The organism is Bacillus sp. 2175 (genome assembly GCF_057812155.1).
In genome coordinates this window covers 222,916-241,341 of sequence record NZ_JBSZSU010000011.1, presented here as the reverse complement: position 1 = coordinate 241,341, position 18,426 = coordinate 222,916, and the positions used below count along the sequence as shown (strand labels likewise).

Below are 18,426 nucleotides of genomic sequence, written 5' to 3'. Positions count from 1 at the left end.
ACCTCCACCCTGTGAAGGTGGAGGTTTATTTTATTACTTTTCTTCCTGCATTATAAAATTCCAAAAACGTTTTAATTCTTCACGCTTTTGGGATGGAGCAAGTTTTATATCATTTAACCATTGATCTAGTTCTTTATTGTTTCTGTCCGCTTTAACATTAGAATCTCGCCCTAGAAGGAAATCAGTAGATACATTAAAGTAATCTGCTATACGTATCAAGGTATTGTAATCAGGTTGACGTTCATTGCGTTCATACATACCAATTGTACTTTCACTTAGTTTAAGCGATTGGGCAAGTTCTTTTTGTGTAATGCCTTTTTGTTTTCTTAAATCACGAATTATATTTCCAAACGTTTTCATTCTATCACCTGATAATATATTAACACATTATGTGTTAAATAATTAAAATTTTTAAAAGTTGATAATTATAATCTATTGACAACACAAATTGTGCGGTTTATATTTTAATTAACAACACGAAATGTGGTTTTAGGGGTGAGGATGTATGAATTATGAAAGAGTAGCTGAAAATCTAATTAACTTAAGAAATGGAAGATCCAGAGAAGAGGTGGCAAAAGCAGTGGGAATCAGTATTAGTACATTACAGATGTATGAAAATGGACAGAGAATCCCACGAGATAATATAAAAATAAAATTAGCTAATTTCTATGGTGTTACAGTCCAAACAATTTTTTTTGATTCGGAACAACACGAAGTGTGTTGAATAATGTTAGATTTTTAAGATAATGTAGTGATTTTTTAGAAATGTAAGCTTAGAAAATGTATTAGGCAATTTTACATAAAATTATAATGTTTTTATCATTATATATAAATTATAGGGGGTATTTGCATGAACATGAAAACATTTGAAATACGTGAAAAACGATTAGCAGAACTACTAGGTGCAAAAGTACTATGGGAATTTATAAGTGCCGTAACAGAAGAAATTGAAAAGCAGGAGTTAGAGTCTACACCTGGATTATTAGAAGATCTATTCATACATGTGAAAGAAACGATTCAAATTCAAAATATGAATCAACGCAGAACAAAAGCCCCTGTAAAAACAGAGGCTGATGGTATAAATAAAGATACATTATTTATGGAAGCATATGTAGAATTAATTAATCATAAGTTTGTTATTTCTGAATTAGCTGTAGAGCTTTCATCTGTTCTAAAAGAATTAAATTGTTTTGTTCAATCATCTTTGCCACTGCTTCAAAGTGAGCTTGATTCTCAAGAACCTCAATCTGCTTCTCTTTAGGGAGTGATTGAAGTATTTCTTTTATTTCTTTACACTCGTATATGTTATTCTCCGAGTCTTCAATTAATTTATTGCGTCGATTGGTGTATTCAAGTGCACCTAAAGTTGCTAATGCGCGAGGATCTAATCCTAGAATTTCCATGTATTCCTCTCCTTTCCTCTACAATAATTCGATAGGGGAAAGGAGATTCCTTTAATGATTTGGTAAAATTGTGAAAGGTGACACTTATGTTAACTTGAATATCTTTTACTAACCTATTCTGTATAAAAAATAGCTGCACTCAAGTACAGCTAGTCTTCTTCACAAACTTAGATGGCCTCGATGACAAATTGGGATTGAGGTATATATAGTAATTGGGCTGCTAAGGAAGTTGTTGTGTTAGCAAATGGATATGCTTCCTTATAAAGAAATTTACTATACACTATTTCATTCATTTCAAAGGTCGTATACAGTTTTTTAAGGATTTTTTGAGAAATTTTATTTGTGCAAGCAGCAATAAAATCAAAATCTTTTTTACTTATCTCTTGAATGGCATGTGAAAGAAGGGTAGTGACTATACCACTTCCCATCCAATCTGGATGACAAGCGCCCATATCTAGATAGACCAATTTTTCTTTATCTAAATGAGAAAACTCAATAGATTCTGTCTCTAATGTATCTAAAAGTTGAAAAATAGGTTCCATTTGCGGGCATAGTTCAATCGCTTTCTCTGTATCTATTAGTGGCTGGGTTACTTTTTTTGTTAAAAGAACTCCAACAATTTGAAAATTTTCTATTGCTACAAATGACATAGCTTGAGATACAGCTTGTTTCATCATTTCTTCGCACATTTTGTGAAAAGGGGCAAAAGGAATTTGTAAACTGCTTACAAGAGGTTCATTATTCACAAAAGAATGTGCAAGTAAATGTGCTGCATCTTTCACGTGGTGTGTATCAAGTAGCTCTATATTCATATGTTTTTCCTCTTTCCTGATATAGTGAATAGTAATTAAAAGGATTAAAAATTTTATTTCATTTAGTTAAGTTTAACTATTAAAGCGCTAACAAATATGGTTATGATACATATGAATGAATCTGTTTAGTGGCAATCGAAATATGTTCATAAAGAAATTCTACGATCTCATCTATACATTCAACAGTTGTATATGGAGAGATAGAAAAGAATTATAATGTAGAAATCGGATTTCTATCATAACTGTTTATTACATCTACTACACAAGAACGAGTTGTATCACCAAAAAATACTTGATCGCGATTTTTTCCTAGGTAATTAAATAGTTCTATATTTAATCGGTTTGTATCCTCAATTTCTTCCTTTGTTGCAAGGCCTATTCGTTCTTTTTCCCAATTTTCTTGGCCATCTCCATTCATATAGAAACGAAAAGTTGTAATTGGTCCATATGTAAAATCATTTGTGATTGCGACTTGAGGGAGGGCCTTGCGCAACTTCTCTCTAAATAATAGATTTACACGAATATAATTTGCTAATATTTTTTGATATCCTTCAATTCCAAAGGCTAATAGATTGATATACATTGGAATAGCACTACCAGATCGTGAACATTCTAAGGTATAGCCTGTATGATAACTTCCATATGACCTATTACCAAGATAAGGTGTGTCATCTTGTTCAATGTCCATCAGTTGTAAATCAGTATGATTTTTTACGATTAAAATACTTGAAGCATAAGGTGTTTGTCCTAATTTATGAAAATCAAAACATACACTATCAGCAAGTGCCATGTATTGCATTTTATCTTGTACGTATAGTAAAGCATTTTTTAAGTTAGGTTCAAATGAAAGTGGATTTTCTTCGAAATTATAATTATTAAAGAAACTATAGAATCCACCCATTGCAGAATCCGCATGGATATAAATAGGTTTTAATTTATATTTTTTTTGTATTGCTTCAGCGCTCTCTTTAATTTTTTTTATATCATCAATGGTAAAAGTATCTGTTGACCCCATAGTAGCTAGAATATAAAGGGGAATACCACCATTATTAATAACTTGTATCATCTTTGCCTCTAAATCATCTATATCCATAGAATTTGAATAAGGATCCGTTTTCACTTTAATTAAGTGATTTGATCCAATGCCAGTTGCTTCAGCTGATTTTAATAAACTATAGTGTGCATTTTCAGAAGCAAAGCAATATACATTTTGTGGAGCACCATATTCTTTTGCTAATGGGAATTGTTTAGAAATTGCTAAGCGTAAGCTCGAAAATACACAACCTTGTCCACCCCATGTTGTATAACCGCCGCTATTATGCGGATTATAACCAATCAGTTTTGAAAGCATGGATACAACTTTTACTTCTGCTTCTGCTGCCCCTGGGCCATAGACATCCCAAACACCATTACCATTTAAAAGAGCCATGGTTAGTTGACCCAATAATGACGGAATACTTGGTAGTGGTACGGCGTTCGATAAGTAGTATTTATTTGGATAAGGATGGCCATTCATAAATTGGTTTAGCTCTTCTATAACCTCAGACATAGTGATGCCAGCTAGTGGAATATGACTTTGGTGAATTAAGCCATTGTAGTATCCTTCTGATTTTTCCTCACATTTACCTAAAGTAGCTCGCTCTTCATTTTTTAATCGGTCAAGATTTTTAATTATTTTCTGCATAGATTCTAATAAAAGTTGTTGTTTTTCTTCATTTCCGTCAACGCTCGGAAATAATTTTAAAATATCTTGCATGCAGTCACTTCTCCTTGTGAAAAACTGGATTTTTATTTTACTTGGTTAAACATAAGAGTGTAATAATTTGTAATTTCCCTTTTGAATACTTAGAAATGAGGAGCTATTTAGAAAAAAATGTAATTCCATAGAAGATTATATGAATTATAGAATTTAAAGTAAAGAAAAATTTTTTGATTTATTTCAAAAAAATTAATTGTGAGATAATGAAGCTTCTAAAAATATTTCTGAATTAATTGTTTATTTGGTTTGCATGATGCCCTAGCATGTATTTAACTAATGTAGTAGATATTTTAATATAATGTAAAACGTATTATAAGGTAGTTGAATAAAAGGGTTCAACTACCTTATAAACTGTAGAAATTGTTGGGGAAAGATAAAAAATAGGGTGGAAGTGCTAAAGATATGTTCTAGTTGGGAAGAAGTAGTAGTATGGATTTGGTAGAAAAATCAGCATAATTTTTTTATGGAATAATAATTATTCGATCAAAGTTTTTTAATGAATTCAATTTCATTGTCTAATAATAATGGACGAGTTAAGTGTGAAGAGTTTTCTTCAACCTGAGTAGAATTTTTTGCACCAGGAATAGCAACTGAAACTGCTGGGTGACTTAAAACATAACGTAAAGCAACTTGCGCTAAACTTCGATTTGAGCGTACAAGTGAACGTAATTTCTCTACTGTGTGTAAGCTATCTTTAAACCATTTTTCTTTTGGCCAATCTTTTCTTAAATCATCGTCTGGAAATTGAGTTTCATGATTAAATTTCCCAGTTAAAATTCCCATCTTAAGTGGACCTCTTATCACAGCACCTAAATTATGTTTTTCAATATAAGGAAGGATGTCTTTTTCAGGTTCTTTATTCAAAATACTATAATCGAATTGTACGACATCTAAATCATTAGCCTGATTAAAATGTTTTATATAATCTAAATCATTAGTAGAAACACCAACAGCTCTTACTTTGCCAGAGTTTTTTAAGGTTTGGAAAGCTTGTAGAAAGGCTTCTGTTTCTTCAGGTTTATCCCACCAAATATGACAAAAGTAAACATCTATATAATCCGTTTTAAGCCGCAGTAAACTAGCCTCAAACGCATCAATGATCTTTTGAGGATCTCCATAAACGGCTGGTTGATTGGGGTCATAATGATGACCAATTAAACCACCTTTTGTAGAAAGGATTATATCTTGCCTGCGATTATTTATAGCTTTTGCAACAAGTGTTTCACTATGACCTAGTCCATAAACGTCAGCAGTGTCAATAAAATTGACCCCTAGATCAATTGCTTTCTCAATTGCATCAAGTGATTCATTATCTTTTACTGCTCCCCATTCATCTCCACCAATTGCCCAAGAACCGAATCCTATTTCTGAAACTATTAACCCCGTGTTACCTAATAATCTATATTCCATTATGTACGGACTCCTCCTTTGCAGCTTATGTTATAAGAAGTATATATAGTGACCAGTTGGAATATTCTTGAATTTATTTTCGGAGTATAAATTAGACTATTTCCTTTAATAAAATATGTAAGATTGCTGTATAAAAAGAAATTAGAATTATTAGTGAAATGGTTTTTTATGCTTAAATTGAATAAAAGTATGAATTGATACAGTATAAATATGAGTTTTATTCATAATTTTAATAACTATGCAATAAGCGAAATAAATGTTGAATTTAGTCGGAAAATATAGATTTACAAATTGCAGAATGTGTACATATAGTTGTAACTGTAAATATTATCCGTTTTTAAATATTTATAAAAGGAGAAATTCATATGAAAGAAATACAAAAGAAATATGAAATTGTAGAAGAATTGGATGTAACAGTAGGCCAAGAAGCATTATGGATAGCTCATCAAATGGAAATAGAAAAAGGAATGAACAATGAACCGATTATAATAAAGTTAAAAGGAAATCTTCAAATAGAGGTTTTAAAGAAAACGCTTACTACAATAGTACAATCACATCCGGCGCTACGTACAATATTTAAGAAGAGGGATGAAAAGATAAAGCAATTAATTCAAAGGAATGTAGAATTTGATATACCAATTAAGGACTTAACTGCTTTTAAAAACACAGAACAAAAATCTATTTTAAAAAATTTCTTAGAATCTATAGTTAATGAGAAATTTAGTTTAGAAGAGGGGCCTTTGTTTAAATTCCACATCATTAAATTCAGTGAAGATACATTTATTTTACATTTAATGTTTCATCACATTATTTACGATGGATGGAGTTTAGGAGTTTTCATCCGACAATTATCCAATACTTATGGTGAATTACTTCAAGGGAAGTCGAATGTAGAATTTGAATCTCCTTATAAGAACCTCGTAGAGTATGAGGTGGGTTTTATTGATAGTGCAATATATAAAGAAGGATCATCGTATTGGAAAGATTATTTACAAGGTGAATTAACTCCTACAGAGTTTCCTATTGATTTTAATAAAATAAATGAAAAGAGATATACAGATAAAAATATAAGCAAGAATATTAATTCGGATCTATTTTATCAAATACAATGTTTTGCTAAAAAAAATAATATAAGTATTTATCGAGTAATGTTAAGTACTTATTGTACATTACTTCATCAAATGACAAATGCTGAAGAGATAATTGTTGGTATTCCAATTAATACTAGACCACATACAGAAGAACGAGATACTTTTGGCTACTTTGTTAATACAATACCTATACGTATAACAATAGAAAAGGGAGAAACATTTAAGGGAATACTTAATAAAGTGAATAAATCTATTCATCTAGCTATTACGTATAAACATAATCCATACTCACATATAGTAAAAGATTTAAATCTAAATACAAATACAAATCATAATATGGTATATTCCACAGCATTTAATACGATGAAGATACCGGAATTAAAAATTCCTGATATTGAGTCAACAGTTTTAACAGATTGTAAAAGAGTAAATCCTTTTAATATGACTTGGAGAATAATGCGATATGAAGGGGAAACAGAGAATAAAATTGAGGTTGACTTTAACTCAGCATTATATAAACCAGAGAGTATTAGTGATTTAGTCGAAAGATATATATATTTGTTACAAAAACTAATGAAGAATGTGAACGAACCTATCCATTCATTGGATTTACTTGTAGAGAAAGATTATCGTCTATACAAAGAAATGAACTCAAATGCTCTTACATATCCTCATTCAAAAACACTAGATCAATTAATCGATCTACAATCATTAAAATCACCAAATCAAATAGCGATTTCAATGGGGGATAAATCCATTACCTATTATGAATTACAGCAAAGGTCAAATCAAATAGCGAATTATTTACGTGAAAATGATTTGAAAAAGGGACAACGTGTAAGTATTACAATGGAGAGAGAGATTGATACCATTGTATGGATTCTAGGCATCTTAAAATCAGGTGGAGTTTATGTACCAATTGATCCAAAGTTTCCTGAAAAAAGAATAGAATACATCTTAAAAGATAGCGAAAGTCAAATGATTATTACGAAGAAAGAATACAGGGGATTGGTTGATAGGTTTGCGATTCATACAATTTATCTAGAAGATTTTCATTACGCTAATTCTATAGAAAATATTGCGTCTACACATACCATAGAAGATGCAGCTTATATTATCTACACGTCAGGTTCAACAGGTTTGCCAAAAGGAGTCGTTGTACCACATAAAGGTGTAGTTAATTTATCATATTCAGTAATCAATACATTTCATTTAGGAAAAGAAGATGTGTTTTTACAATTTGCAACGATCATTTTTGACGCCTCCATTATGGAAATATTTCCGATTTTGCTATGTGGAGGGAGAATGCATTTAATTTCTGAAATCGAAAAACGTTCAGCAGAGGAATTTATAAATGTAATTCAAAAGAATGGTATTACAAATGTGGTTTTACCAACTGCGTTTTTTAAATTAATAGCTGATATGCCAAAAGAAATGTTACTTAAATTAAATTCTGTAAAACGTGTATTTGTAGGAGGGGAAACTTTACCTGCTGAATCAGTTCGTAAATGGCAAAGTAAATTAGGGTTAAAGATTCCAGTTCTTAATGCATATGGTCCTACTGAAACTACTGTATGTGCAACCATGTATGAAGTAAATGGTGAGATACAAAAAGAAATCTCTAATATCCCAATAGGTAAACCAATTGCTAATAATGAAGTTTTCGTGGTTAGTCCGTTCAATACATTATGTCCGTCAGGTGTAGTAGGTGAGTTATTTATTGGCGGTGATGGAGTTGCCAACGGATATTTAAATCAAAAGGAAAAAACAAAAGAGGCGTTTATCTCTTTCAATAAATCCTATAATCATGATAAAAAGATGTATTGTACTGGAGATTTAGTACGTCTTTTACCGAATGGAAATTTAGAATTTATCGGAAGGAAAGATAATCAAGTAAAAATACGTGGGTATCGAATTGAACTGGATGAAATTGAAGGAACATTATTTAAACATCCAGAAGTGAGAGATGCTGTAGTATTCACGTATCAAAACGACAAAATCGTTAGCTTTTATTTATCAAAAGACAATACAGAACTAAAACAAGAGGCATTAAAAACATTCTTAAGTGAAAGTTTACCAGATTTTATGATGCCAAATTATGTATTTCACCTTGAAAGTTTTCCTGTATCACCAAGCGGGAAACTAGATAGAAAAAAATTAGAATTACAAATCCCATCTTTACTTTCAAACATGCAGAAGCAATATGTTCCACCGATAAGTGAAACAGAAAAAAGATTGGCAAAAACATGGGCAGAAATTTTAAATTTAGGGAAATATAGAATCGGCAGAGATGATGACTTTTTTAAACTTGGGGGACATTCATTAATTGCTGTGCAAGTGTTAAATCAAATTCAAAAAGAGTTTCATCTAAAAATTGAAATTAGAGATATTTTTGAGTATACAACGATTGCTAGTCTGTCTGCTTACATCGATAAATTAATGGCAGTAAATCATGATAGGGAAGAACAGGAGATGCAAGTATTAAAAGTTGCAGATAAGGAAAGTTATCAGTTATCAAGTGCTCAAAAGAGAATCTGGTTTTTAAATAAGTATAACGCCATTAATAGAGTATATGATACACCACTACACATATATATTGAACCGAGCTTGAAAAAAGATATCTTACAAGACACCATAAGATTTTTAGTTGAACGACACGAGATGCTACGAACAGTGTTTATTGAAAGAAATGGGGAGCCTAGACAAGTCATTTTAAACTCAATAGCGATTGATTTGATTCACGATGAGATTGAACACATGACTAAAAAAGAACAACAAGAATATATACGCACAACAATAAATCAAACGGATCATACACCATTTGATTTAGAAAATGGCCCTCTTTTTAGGATTAGAATTTTTAATCTGGATAAGAAAAAGTCTTATTTATATATCAATTTACATCACATTATTACAGATGAGTGGAGTGTAAGGAATTTATTAGATGAATTAATGAAGGTATATAGTGCCTTTGCAAAACGTAGAAATCCTGAGTTGCCAACTATCTCTAATCGATATGTAGATTATGCTGAGTGGGAACAGGAGCAGTTAAATTTAGGTCGGTGGGATACGGAAAAATCTTATTGGATGGCCGAACTTGCAGCACCTCTTCCTATACTAAACCTTCCTTTAGATTTTAGTGGGAATCGTCAAAGTACAAATAAGGGTACAGTATTTGAAATGAAGTTAGATAATGAAATGAAAGAGTCTTTGAAACAAGTATGTGAACAAGAGAATGTTTCTATGTATATGCTATTTTTAGCAGCGTATATTCAATTGTTACATTATCTAACGGATCAAAAAGATATTATTGTAGGTACACCGGTTGTTGGAAGGAATCATCAAGAATTTGAACAAATACAAGGATTCTTTGTAAATACCCTAGCAATTAGAACACAATTGAATGATGTTAAAAATTTAACACAGCTATTACAAGTAGTGAGAGAGAAATGTTTGAATTCATTCCAAAACCAATCATACCCATTTGATAAAGTAATTGAACAAATAAATCCTGATAGAAGCTATGGAAATAATCCGATCTTTTCTACTATGTTTAGTTATCAGAAAGATATTCTGCAGCAACATGATGCGTATAAGCTTCAGTTGTTACCTAATAAACAAGATATTAGTAAATTTGACATTTCTTTAGCTGTTGAAGAAGGATTGGATTATGTAGGGATTTCATTTGAGTATGATATTAATCTTTTCAAGGAAGAGTCAATTAATAGGTTTACTCAAAATTTACTTACTATACTGGACGCCTTTATTCATCAACGAACAGTAGCATATGAAAATCTTTCATTCCTATCACAGGAAGAAGAATCTTTATATAAAAAGGTAAATCATACAGAAAGACCCTATCCTTATTTTCAAAATATACAGGAGCAATTCTATATGCAAGTAGATAGACAATCCAATCGGATTGCTATAGCGACTGAAACGGAATCTTTAACATATAGACAATTAAATATGTGCTCTAATCAAGTAGCTCAACATTTACTCGAAAAAGGTATAAAAAGAGGTGATAAGGTAGCCATATTTTTAGATAGAAGTATGAATAGTATCGTTTCTATGCTTGGAATATTAAAAGCCGGTGCTGCCTATATACCAATCGATGTAAAATACCCTAAGGATAGAATAAATTATATAGTTCGTGACAGTGAGGCATGTAGAATTATAACGAGTAACAAATTCAAAAATCATTTGAATGTAAGTGATTATAAGGTTTCAATAATAGAGGATATATATCGTACAACTATAAATGATGATGTGAAAATTTTAAATAAACCAGATGACTTGGCATATGTAATTTATACTTCAGGCTCAACAGGAAAACCAAAAGGTACATTATTAACGCATAAAGGAGTATTAAATTTAGTTGAATGGAGAAAGGAAATATTTCAGATCTCTCCAAATGATAAAGTAACACAGTTTTATTCTCATAGTTTTGATTCTTCAGTATCAGAAATTTTTTCTACCTTGTTAAATGGGGCGGAACTATATGTATTAAGTGATGAACAGCGCTATTCAACTGTCGCATATGTTCAAGCTATTCAAGAAACACAAGCAACTATTTCTGACTTACCAACAGTTTTTTTCAATGAATTATCAACTTCATTAACTAAACTGGATTGCGAAAAGATACGTTCTTTAAGATTTATAATAATGGGAGGGGAAGCTGCATCAACAAATGCTATTAGAAGTTGGCAAAATACTTTTAAAAACCAAGTACAACTGGTAAATGAGTATGGCCCTACTGAAGCAACCGTTTCAGCAATGTATTATTTTATACCAGTTTTAGAAGGCGATAATAATCTTTTAGGAAGCATACCAATTGGTATTCCTATTTCTAATACAAAGGTTCATATATTGAATTCATATATGCAACATTGTCCGGTAGGGGCTATGGGTGAATTATATATTGAAAGTTTAGGATTGGCCCAAGGGTATTGGAAGCAGGAAGAAAAAACAAAACAGGCATTTATTTCAAACCCATTTTCAGAAGACAATAGTAAAAGATTATATCGAACAGGTGATTTAGCAAGGTGGTTACCAAATGGAAATATAGAATTTATGGGGAGAAAAGATAAGCAGGTTAAAATTAGAGGGCACAGAATTGAATTAGGTGAAATAGAAGATGCAATGTTACAACTTGAGGGGATTAGTCAGGCTGTAGTAACACAAACGGAAGATGGAATGTTACTGCAAGCTTATTATAAAACAGTGGACGGTATAGGGATAGAGAAAAATAAGTTAGCTTTACATTTATCAAATGTATTGCCAGAATATATGGTCCCTAAATATTACTCTCATGTGTTAGAAATACCAATAACGGCGAACGGTAAAATTGATTTTGAAAAGCTGCCAAAAATAGAGTTTGGTCATGAGCAAAAAGATGAGTGTAAACTTAAACCTCAAACTAAAGTGCAAAAAGACATTGCAAAGGTATGGTCTGAAGTTCTAAACGTAAAATCTATAGGTTTAAAAGATGATTTCTTTAATTTAGGTGGACATTCTTTAAAAGTTATGCCAGCATTAGTCAAATTAAAACCGTTATACCCTAACTTGAAAATTCAAGATTTCTTTAAGTATAGAACCATAGAAAAATTAGCCTCTCATATTGAAGAGATGGAAGATATATCGTTCAAGAAAGAGAAAAATATGAATGTAGCATGTATGGAAAATGAAACGAAAACGACTCGTGTTTATGAAACAACTAAATTAGAAGAATGTGAGTTAGATATGGTGAATTATCCAAAGGCAGTTTTTCTTACAGGGGCAACAGGATATTTAGGAGCACATATTTTAGAACGGTTATTACAGTTACCATCTACGACTATTTACTGTTTAGTAAGAAAAAGTGAGGGTCAAGTAATTGGTGCAAAGTTAAAAGAAAGAATGGAGTTTTATTTCGGTAAAGAAATCCTCCAAAAGTTGAAGGAGAGAGTAGAATTAATTGAAGGAGATTTATCTTTGATGAATCTAGGTCTAGATTCAAAGCAATTGGACCATTTAAAGAATAGGGTAGAGTCAATTATACATTGTGGTGGAGAAGTTAGACACTATGGAGAACGTGAGCATTTTCAAAAGGTAAATGTTCAATCTACAAAATACTTATTGGAATTAGCTAAGAACACAAAGGCACGTTTTCATTATATATCGACTTTAAGTGTAGTAGGTCAGGCTGAAAGTGATCCAAAAGAATTTGAATTCTTTGAGTCTAATTTTGATAGAGGGCAAAATTTAGATAATCTGTACCTGGAAAGTAAGTTTCAAGGCGAGAAAATGGTCAGAGAAGCAATGGAAAAAGGAGTTCGTGCCACGATATACCGTGTGGGGAATTTAGTGGGTAACTCTAAAACAGGTAAATTTCAATACAATATTAATGAAAACGCATTTTATAGATTATTAAAAGGGATATGCCTATCTAGCATAGCTCCTAACGTTAATACGTATGTAGATTTAACGCCTGTAGACTATGGAAGTTTAGCTATTACTGAATTATCTTATAAGGCCAATACAGTAAATAAAACCATGCATATTTGTAATCCACATCAGCTTAAATGGGACCAATTTATTAATAGTTTACAAGCTTTTGGATACGATATCCTGTTAATGAAACAAGAGAAGTATATAGAGAAGTTTTTTAATACGAATCTAACTACTGATGAACAGAAAGCTTTAGAGCTCATAATGCCTTTATTAGAATCTGTAGAAGAGTTATCAGTAGCTATACCATCTTGTTTATACACGCAAGGATATTTGAAGAATGTATATTGTTTAGAGCCAAATCAAGAGTATATCAATTTGTTATTAAATTATGCTATGGATATAAAGTATTTACCATTAATTAAAGAACCAATACTGTTGTAGTATAATTTATCAATTTTGAACAAAAAAGAACCTGTTTTTCATTGAGAACAGGTTCTTTTTCTGGAAAGAGATCTACTTATTGGTATGGAACAGATTTCTTTTCAATAGGGTTGGGAACGCACTATTGAAAATATGAATATACAATTATGCGTTTTTAAAGTAATAAAATTTGATATATAATTGAAAAGTTTTTGATAGATAGTTTTAAATTCTTTTTAGAAATTTATTTATTAATATTAAAAATTGAAGGTGATACCTTGAAGTTAAATGACATTTAATGCATTCTAGAGGGGGAGTTAAGTTGATGGAAAATGAAAACATATCAAAGAAAGAAAAGATTATGAATACAATATTGGAGTTAATTAAAGATGAACGTTTGTAAAAGGTATTTATTGAAAAAACGTTTATAAAATAAACTTAATCACCTTTATAAACTGGATATTCCAATGTTTCGTATATAAACCCTTTTTGTTTGTAAAGCTATATCTTCATAAACTCCATTCACTTATCCCATTAGTTGATTTAATATTTTAGTTGGTATTTTAGAGAACATCGACTTTCCGATGCAAAATAGTCCATATTTAGCCAGAAAATAGTATTAGTGTACAACAAACATCTTAATCTATGTCAAAATTTTGTCTAAACGTACAATTTTCTTTTTTGATATGGTGACTCCATGCCCATCAACTTAAGGATAGAAACTCTACGGTTTTCCATTAATTGAAATGAACAAACTTTTAAACAGTATAATCCTCTTAAAAATGAGCATACGAAATAAACCCTAACGGGTTTCATTTTTTTCTTATGCAGCTTTCTTTTGTTTTCTCAATCCATTATACTCATAGACAACACCCATAATATCAAAGATAGTTTTCTTCTCATATCGATGGGATTTCCGGCCATTTTTCTTTAGTAGGGTAAACAGGCGGATTAAAACCTTTGTTATTATACGGGTGTTTCTCTGTATCGCTTGATATAACAGGGATAGATGATCTTGAATCATCCCAATTGCTTTATATTCGCTTAGTTCTCTTTTGTGCTTTTGCAACAGAAGTTGGCGCATCTTAAACATCGTGGAAGAACATATAAAAATGGCAATGAGTTTTCCATACACATGGCATTCTAATCGCTCTTGTTTGATAGTTTGCCAATGATGAATTTGAAATAGAGATTTCCACGTTTTAAATATGATTTCGATCTGCCAGCGGAGGGAGTAAAAATCATGGATTTGTTCCATCGGAACCACTTCCCAAGGCGTATTCGTAACATATATGTTGATACCCGTTAATCGTTTACTCTTTTCTGAAAATGTAATCCCCTTTTTACTTTCGGTATAGCTTTGTTTTTTTCTACGTTCCAGTATTTGTTCCTCTGTTAATCGGTAGATAATTACTCTTGTAAATAATCTTTGATTCTTGCCAATATACGACTCTTTTATTTCATACGTTTGTCCTGGTTTTAACGTGTGCATAATGTTCTCTAAATCAACTTGGATATACTGTGACTGTTTTTTGATTGTCCCATTTCGAAAGTATTCTGGAAATGGATTTTTCGTATAGACGGTATGGTTTAACTTAAGTCTTGATATATAGCACACGCCACGTTGATCCATTTGATCTAAGTCTTCCAATGAAAAATATCCTAAATCACGAATACACAGATCACCCGGCCGTAAGGTATCTAAGCAATCTGTTCCAAATGTTTTATCATTATTTTTTCCAGGACCTACCTGGAAGTTTAAAAACTGTCCGCTGTGTAAGTCATATTCTAATTGAATCTTGATACCTGCAGTTTGTGCACAACCACCTGACCCAGGATATACATGTGCTAAATGTTTCGGTACTTGGAAAATCGTCGCATCTAAAATACGGATTCGTTGAAAATACGTGAGTGCTGCACTTGAAATGGCTGATGTTTTACAAAGTTTACTTTTCCATAATGCAGAAAAAATATATTTCAAAAATTCAACCGCTTTTTTATCAAAGCGTTTATTGAGTCCTTCTGGACTCATAAGAGTGCCTGTGGCGGCGTGTAATTGACTGCATAGTCGAACGAGAGAATCACTCGCTGTACGTTGACTGACCCAGATACATATGGTAGCTAATTCATTTCCTGAAAACTTTCGTTTTCTTTTTACAAAACCTAATTCTTTAGCGAGTTCTTCCAAAAGAGAAGGGGTTAAATGACGATACAGCTCTTCAGAAAATAGTTGTAATTCATCTTGAATTGAAAGATTCATAAAAAATGTCATCCTTTCTAGCTAGCTTTTTAGAAAGAATAACGTTTTTTGACACTTGGGGGTAGTGCAAATTCTTAAGTTGATGGGCATGTATGGTGACTCCTTTTAGTTAAATTATCTCAAAATGCCGAATTTAAATTAGTTTAGCCAAATGGTATGATTCAAGGATTCGAAATCACTTTAAAATTGCTATATTTCTTAAAATTCCTTTCCATTTGGATTATAATATAATTATCAATAATTTGTTATGAAATAGAAAATGAAAACCAACTTTCTTCAAAAAGTATTATGATTGTAAAGTAGAAGAAGGAATTACAAAAAAAGGAAATGATACAAATGATACTAAAAAATCTGCAAATAAAGGATTGGAACCAATTTGAAAGAGTTGATATTGATTTTCATCCTAGGTTAACGGTCTTGACTGGCGCAAATGGTGCGGGTAAAAGTACAATTCTAAGAATGTTTAGCACACAGCTTGGCTGGGGCTATAATGAAACGGCTATACCATCGAAAGAATCTACTACATCTTTGAAATATAAAAGTGGTGGTAGAAGAAAAATTCAACCTAGAGAGCAACAAGATAAGATAAATATTGGGAGTTTAGAGTGTTTTAATGGTAAGACTGCAAACCTATTTGTTCCAGATTTAACTCCTTCAGCAAATTATTGTATAAATTATGAAACTCCTGGTCTCAATTACTATACTAATAATTCTTTAGATTTAAAAGGTATCAATATTCCTTCTCATAGAATAGCGTATTCTTATAAACCAGTTGGAAACATTCCTGTAAGACCTGCTTCTAGAGAAGAAGCTTTTAGCTTATTTAACCACTCTTTAATGAATAAATTATTTGAAAGTTATGGAGATTCCCCTTCCTTTCAAATGAAATCAACACTTATAAGTTTAGCTCTATTTGGTGAAGGTAATTCGCATGTTAATGAAAATAAAGAAGCATTAGATTTATTTTTAGGATTTATCGAAATACTAAAAGTACTTCTTCCACCAACATTGGGTTTTAAAAAGATTTCAATTAGAGATGGTGAAGTGGTATTAGAAACAAATAGTGGGGATTTCTTATTAGATGCTGTTTCTGGCGGTATAGGTGCAATATTAGATTTAGCATGGCAAATCTATATGTATGATGGAGATAAATACGAGCCATATATTGTATTAATTGATGAGGCGGAAAATCATTTACATGCTTCAATGCAGAGAAGATTAATGCCGAGTTTACTTCAAGCCTTTCCTAATGCACAATTCATAATTTCTACACATAGCCCTTTAATGGTAAACTCTGTAAGAGATTCTTCCATCTTTGTGCTAAAATATAATGAAAATCATTTAGTAGTTAGCGAGTTATTAGACTTCGAAAATAAGGCGTCGAATGCTTCAGAAATCTTAAGAGATGTATTAGGTGTCCCTATAACAATGCCACTATGGGTAGAGAACAAATTAGAAGAGATTTTAAAGAGTTTTAAAGGATACGAAATTACACCTGAAAGTTATAGTAGACTAAAAGATGAACTTGCTACAGTTGGATTGAGAGATCATTTGCCTCAGGCATTAGGAATCCTTCAAGGAGGTATCTACTAATGATTTCTTTAATAAAATCGTCCAAACCGACAATCCTGGTGGAGAAAGAAATCAATTGGACAAATGAATTGTTAAGTTTTGAAGAATCTGGTGAAAAAGTACCTAATTATATTAAAGGTAGATATCGTCACGAAGAAATCAAGGAAGCATTATTAAAAGAAACATATTCTAAATGTGCATACTGTGAAAGTAAGATACTTCATATAGATTATGGAGATATTGAGCATATAATACCTAAAAGTATCTTCCCTCAAAAAACATTTTCGTGGGATAATCTTACAATTGGATGTGCAAAATGTAATCAGAGTAAGAGTAATTATTATGATGATACTTTACCGTTACTTAATCCATATATTGATTCCCCCGAAAATCAAATAATATTTCAAGGACCCATTCCTTTTGCAAAACCTGAATGTAGAAGTGCATATAAAACTATCAAACAGTTAAAGCTTGATCGAATTGAATTAATCGAACATAGAAGTGATTTAATAAAAAAAATCCAACCCTTAATTTGGCAATATGAGAATACTGAGGACGATATGTTAAGAAAAATGATATTAGATGATCTAAAATCATTTACTAATAAGGATCAAGAATACTCATTGATGATAAAACAATTATTAGATTCTCTTGCTATTACTGCATAAAATATTTAAAAACATGCAAAACTGTAAAGAGCCTTACTACAAAAATGTAACAAGGCTCTTATATTTTATATTGTGTTCATTATGGGAGTTTTATTGATTTTCAAATTATGTTTTAATATTTTTCATTAAAATGCTGTTAGCATATAAAAATCGTTTCTTTCATGTTAAAGTTTGCTGTTCATGATTTCCTTCAATTTTTTGGTCTGTAATTTCTCCATTAGATTCTAGAATTTCTAGATATTTCTTTAAAAATCCCTTTTTATCTTGGCCTGAAACCTGTCTATTAGATTTTAAAATATTTAAACATTTCTCTAAGATTTCCTCATTATCAATGATAACAATGTGCAGTTTTTTTCTAGCCCTTGTTACCATCTGATAGAGCATTTTTATATTATCATAATAGTAATCCTTCTTACTTGTTAATAGATTTTTATAATAGATAAAATGAGAATCTATTACAACAATTACATTATCAAATTCCTGTCCAATAACCTTATGTGCACTTTTATCTTGCGAATTTTGATAAAATTCATAATGATAAGTCTTATGCCGACTTGGTGTATAATATATCGCTTCCCATCCATTATTTTACTTTTAGC

The 18,426-nt window shown here is 31.2% G+C and carries 10 protein-coding genes and 1 pseudogene; 5 read left to right on the top strand and 6 right to left on the bottom strand.

What is annotated here, in order from left to right:
• Window positions 1-33: 33 nt before the first annotated feature.
• A complete protein-coding gene (locus ACXKY9_RS31525; protein ID WP_016090560.1) occupies window positions 34-360 on the bottom strand; it encodes a helix-turn-helix domain-containing protein in 327 nt (108 codons plus the stop codon).
• A gap of 145 nt (window positions 361-505) precedes the next feature.
• Here ACXKY9_RS31525 and ACXKY9_RS31520 point away from each other — a divergent pair, with 145 nt between their 5' ends.
• Window positions 506-724, top strand: a complete 219-nt coding sequence (locus tag ACXKY9_RS31520; protein WP_001105580.1) for a helix-turn-helix transcriptional regulator — start codon at window positions 506-508, stop codon at window positions 722-724.
• 126 nt (window positions 725-850) lie between these two features.
• A complete protein-coding gene (locus ACXKY9_RS31515; RefSeq protein WP_016090561.1) occupies window positions 851-1,261 on the top strand; it encodes a hypothetical protein in 411 nt (136 codons plus the stop codon).
• A 309-nt stretch (window positions 1,262-1,570) separates the two neighbouring features.
• Here ACXKY9_RS31515 and ACXKY9_RS31510 read toward each other — a convergent pair whose 3' ends face one another.
• The 3 genes and pseudogenes from ACXKY9_RS31510 to ACXKY9_RS31500 all read right to left on the bottom strand — a co-directional run bounded on the left by ACXKY9_RS31510 (window position 1,571) and on the right by ACXKY9_RS31500 (window position 5,384).
• A complete protein-coding gene (locus ACXKY9_RS31510; protein ID WP_001019438.1) occupies window positions 1,571-2,215 on the bottom strand; it encodes a GNAT family N-acetyltransferase in 645 nt (214 codons plus the stop codon).
• 100 nt (window positions 2,216-2,315) lie between these two features.
• Window positions 2,316-3,971: pseudogene (locus ACXKY9_RS31505) on the bottom strand (pyridoxal phosphate-dependent decarboxylase family protein).
• 486 nt (window positions 3,972-4,457) lie between these two features.
• Window positions 4,458-5,384, bottom strand: a complete 927-nt coding sequence (locus ACXKY9_RS31500; RefSeq protein ID WP_016090563.1) for an aldo/keto reductase — start codon at window positions 5,382-5,384, stop codon at window positions 4,458-4,460.
• 365 nt (window positions 5,385-5,749) lie between these two features.
• Between ACXKY9_RS31500 and ACXKY9_RS31495 the strand changes: the two genes are divergently transcribed.
• On the top strand, window positions 5,750-13,348 hold the full coding sequence (locus ACXKY9_RS31495; RefSeq protein ID WP_016090564.1) for a non-ribosomal peptide synthetase: 7,599 nt from the start codon (window positions 5,750-5,752) through the stop codon (window positions 13,346-13,348).
• Window positions 13,349-14,150: 802 nt separating this feature from the next.
• Here ACXKY9_RS31495 and ACXKY9_RS31490 read toward each other — a convergent pair.
• Window positions 14,151-15,587 (bottom strand): IS4-like element IS231C family transposase, encoded by a 1,437-nt coding sequence (locus tag ACXKY9_RS31490; RefSeq protein WP_001053969.1) that lies wholly within the window; start codon window positions 15,585-15,587, stop codon window positions 14,151-14,153.
• A gap of 336 nt (window positions 15,588-15,923) precedes the next feature.
• Here ACXKY9_RS31490 and ACXKY9_RS31485 point away from each other — a divergent pair, with 336 nt between their 5' ends.
• Together ACXKY9_RS31485 and ACXKY9_RS31480 are read left to right on the top strand one after the other, a co-directional pair.
• Window positions 15,924-17,180 carry an AAA family ATPase gene (locus ACXKY9_RS31485; protein ID WP_016090565.1) on the top strand — a complete coding sequence of 419 codons (1,257 nt, stop codon included), beginning with the start codon at window positions 15,924-15,926 and terminating at the stop codon, window positions 17,178-17,180.
• A complete protein-coding gene (locus ACXKY9_RS31480) occupies window positions 17,180-17,827 on the top strand; it encodes an HNH endonuclease (protein ID WP_016090566.1) in 648 nt (215 codons plus the stop codon). Before ACXKY9_RS31485 ends, ACXKY9_RS31480 begins: the two co-directional genes overlap by 1 nt.
• Window positions 17,828-17,986: 159 nt before the next feature.
• Here ACXKY9_RS31480 and ACXKY9_RS31475 read toward each other — a convergent pair whose 3' ends face one another.
• The gene (locus tag ACXKY9_RS31475; RefSeq protein WP_016090567.1) at window positions 17,987-18,211 is read right to left on the bottom strand and encodes a hypothetical protein; all 225 of its coding nucleotides are present in this window, start codon (window positions 18,209-18,211) and stop codon (window positions 17,987-17,989) included.
• Window positions 18,212-18,426: the final 215 nt, after the last annotated feature.

Excerpts from the sequence above, each read along its gene's own strand:
- ACXKY9_RS31495 (WP_016090564.1), top strand. The coding sequence starts at position 5,750 with ATGAAAGAAATACAAAAGAAATATGAAATTGTAGAAGAATTGGATGTA.
- ACXKY9_RS31510 (WP_001019438.1), bottom strand. The coding sequence starts at position 2,215 with ATGAATATAGAGCTACTTGATACACACCACGTGAAAGATGCAGCACAT.
- ACXKY9_RS31525 (WP_016090560.1), bottom strand. The coding sequence starts at position 360 with ATGAAAACGTTTGGAAATATAATTCGTGATTTAAGAAAACAAAAAGGC.
- ACXKY9_RS31475 (WP_016090567.1), bottom strand. The coding sequence starts at position 18,211 with ATGCTCTATCAGATGGTAACAAGGGCTAGAAAAAAACTGCACATTGTT.
- ACXKY9_RS31500 (WP_016090563.1), bottom strand. The coding sequence starts at position 5,384 with ATGGAATATAGATTATTAGGTAACACGGGGTTAATAGTTTCAGAAATA.
- ACXKY9_RS31490 (WP_001053969.1), bottom strand. The coding sequence starts at position 15,587 with ATGAATCTTTCAATTCAAGATGAATTACAACTATTTTCTGAAGAGCTG.
- ACXKY9_RS31480 (WP_016090566.1), top strand. The coding sequence starts at position 17,180 with ATGATTTCTTTAATAAAATCGTCCAAACCGACAATCCTGGTGGAGAAA.
- ACXKY9_RS31485 (WP_016090565.1), top strand. The coding sequence starts at position 15,924 with ATGATACTAAAAAATCTGCAAATAAAGGATTGGAACCAATTTGAAAGA.
- ACXKY9_RS31520 (WP_001105580.1), top strand. The coding sequence starts at position 506 with ATGAATTATGAAAGAGTAGCTGAAAATCTAATTAACTTAAGAAATGGA.
- ACXKY9_RS31515 (WP_016090561.1), top strand. The coding sequence starts at position 851 with ATGAACATGAAAACATTTGAAATACGTGAAAAACGATTAGCAGAACTA.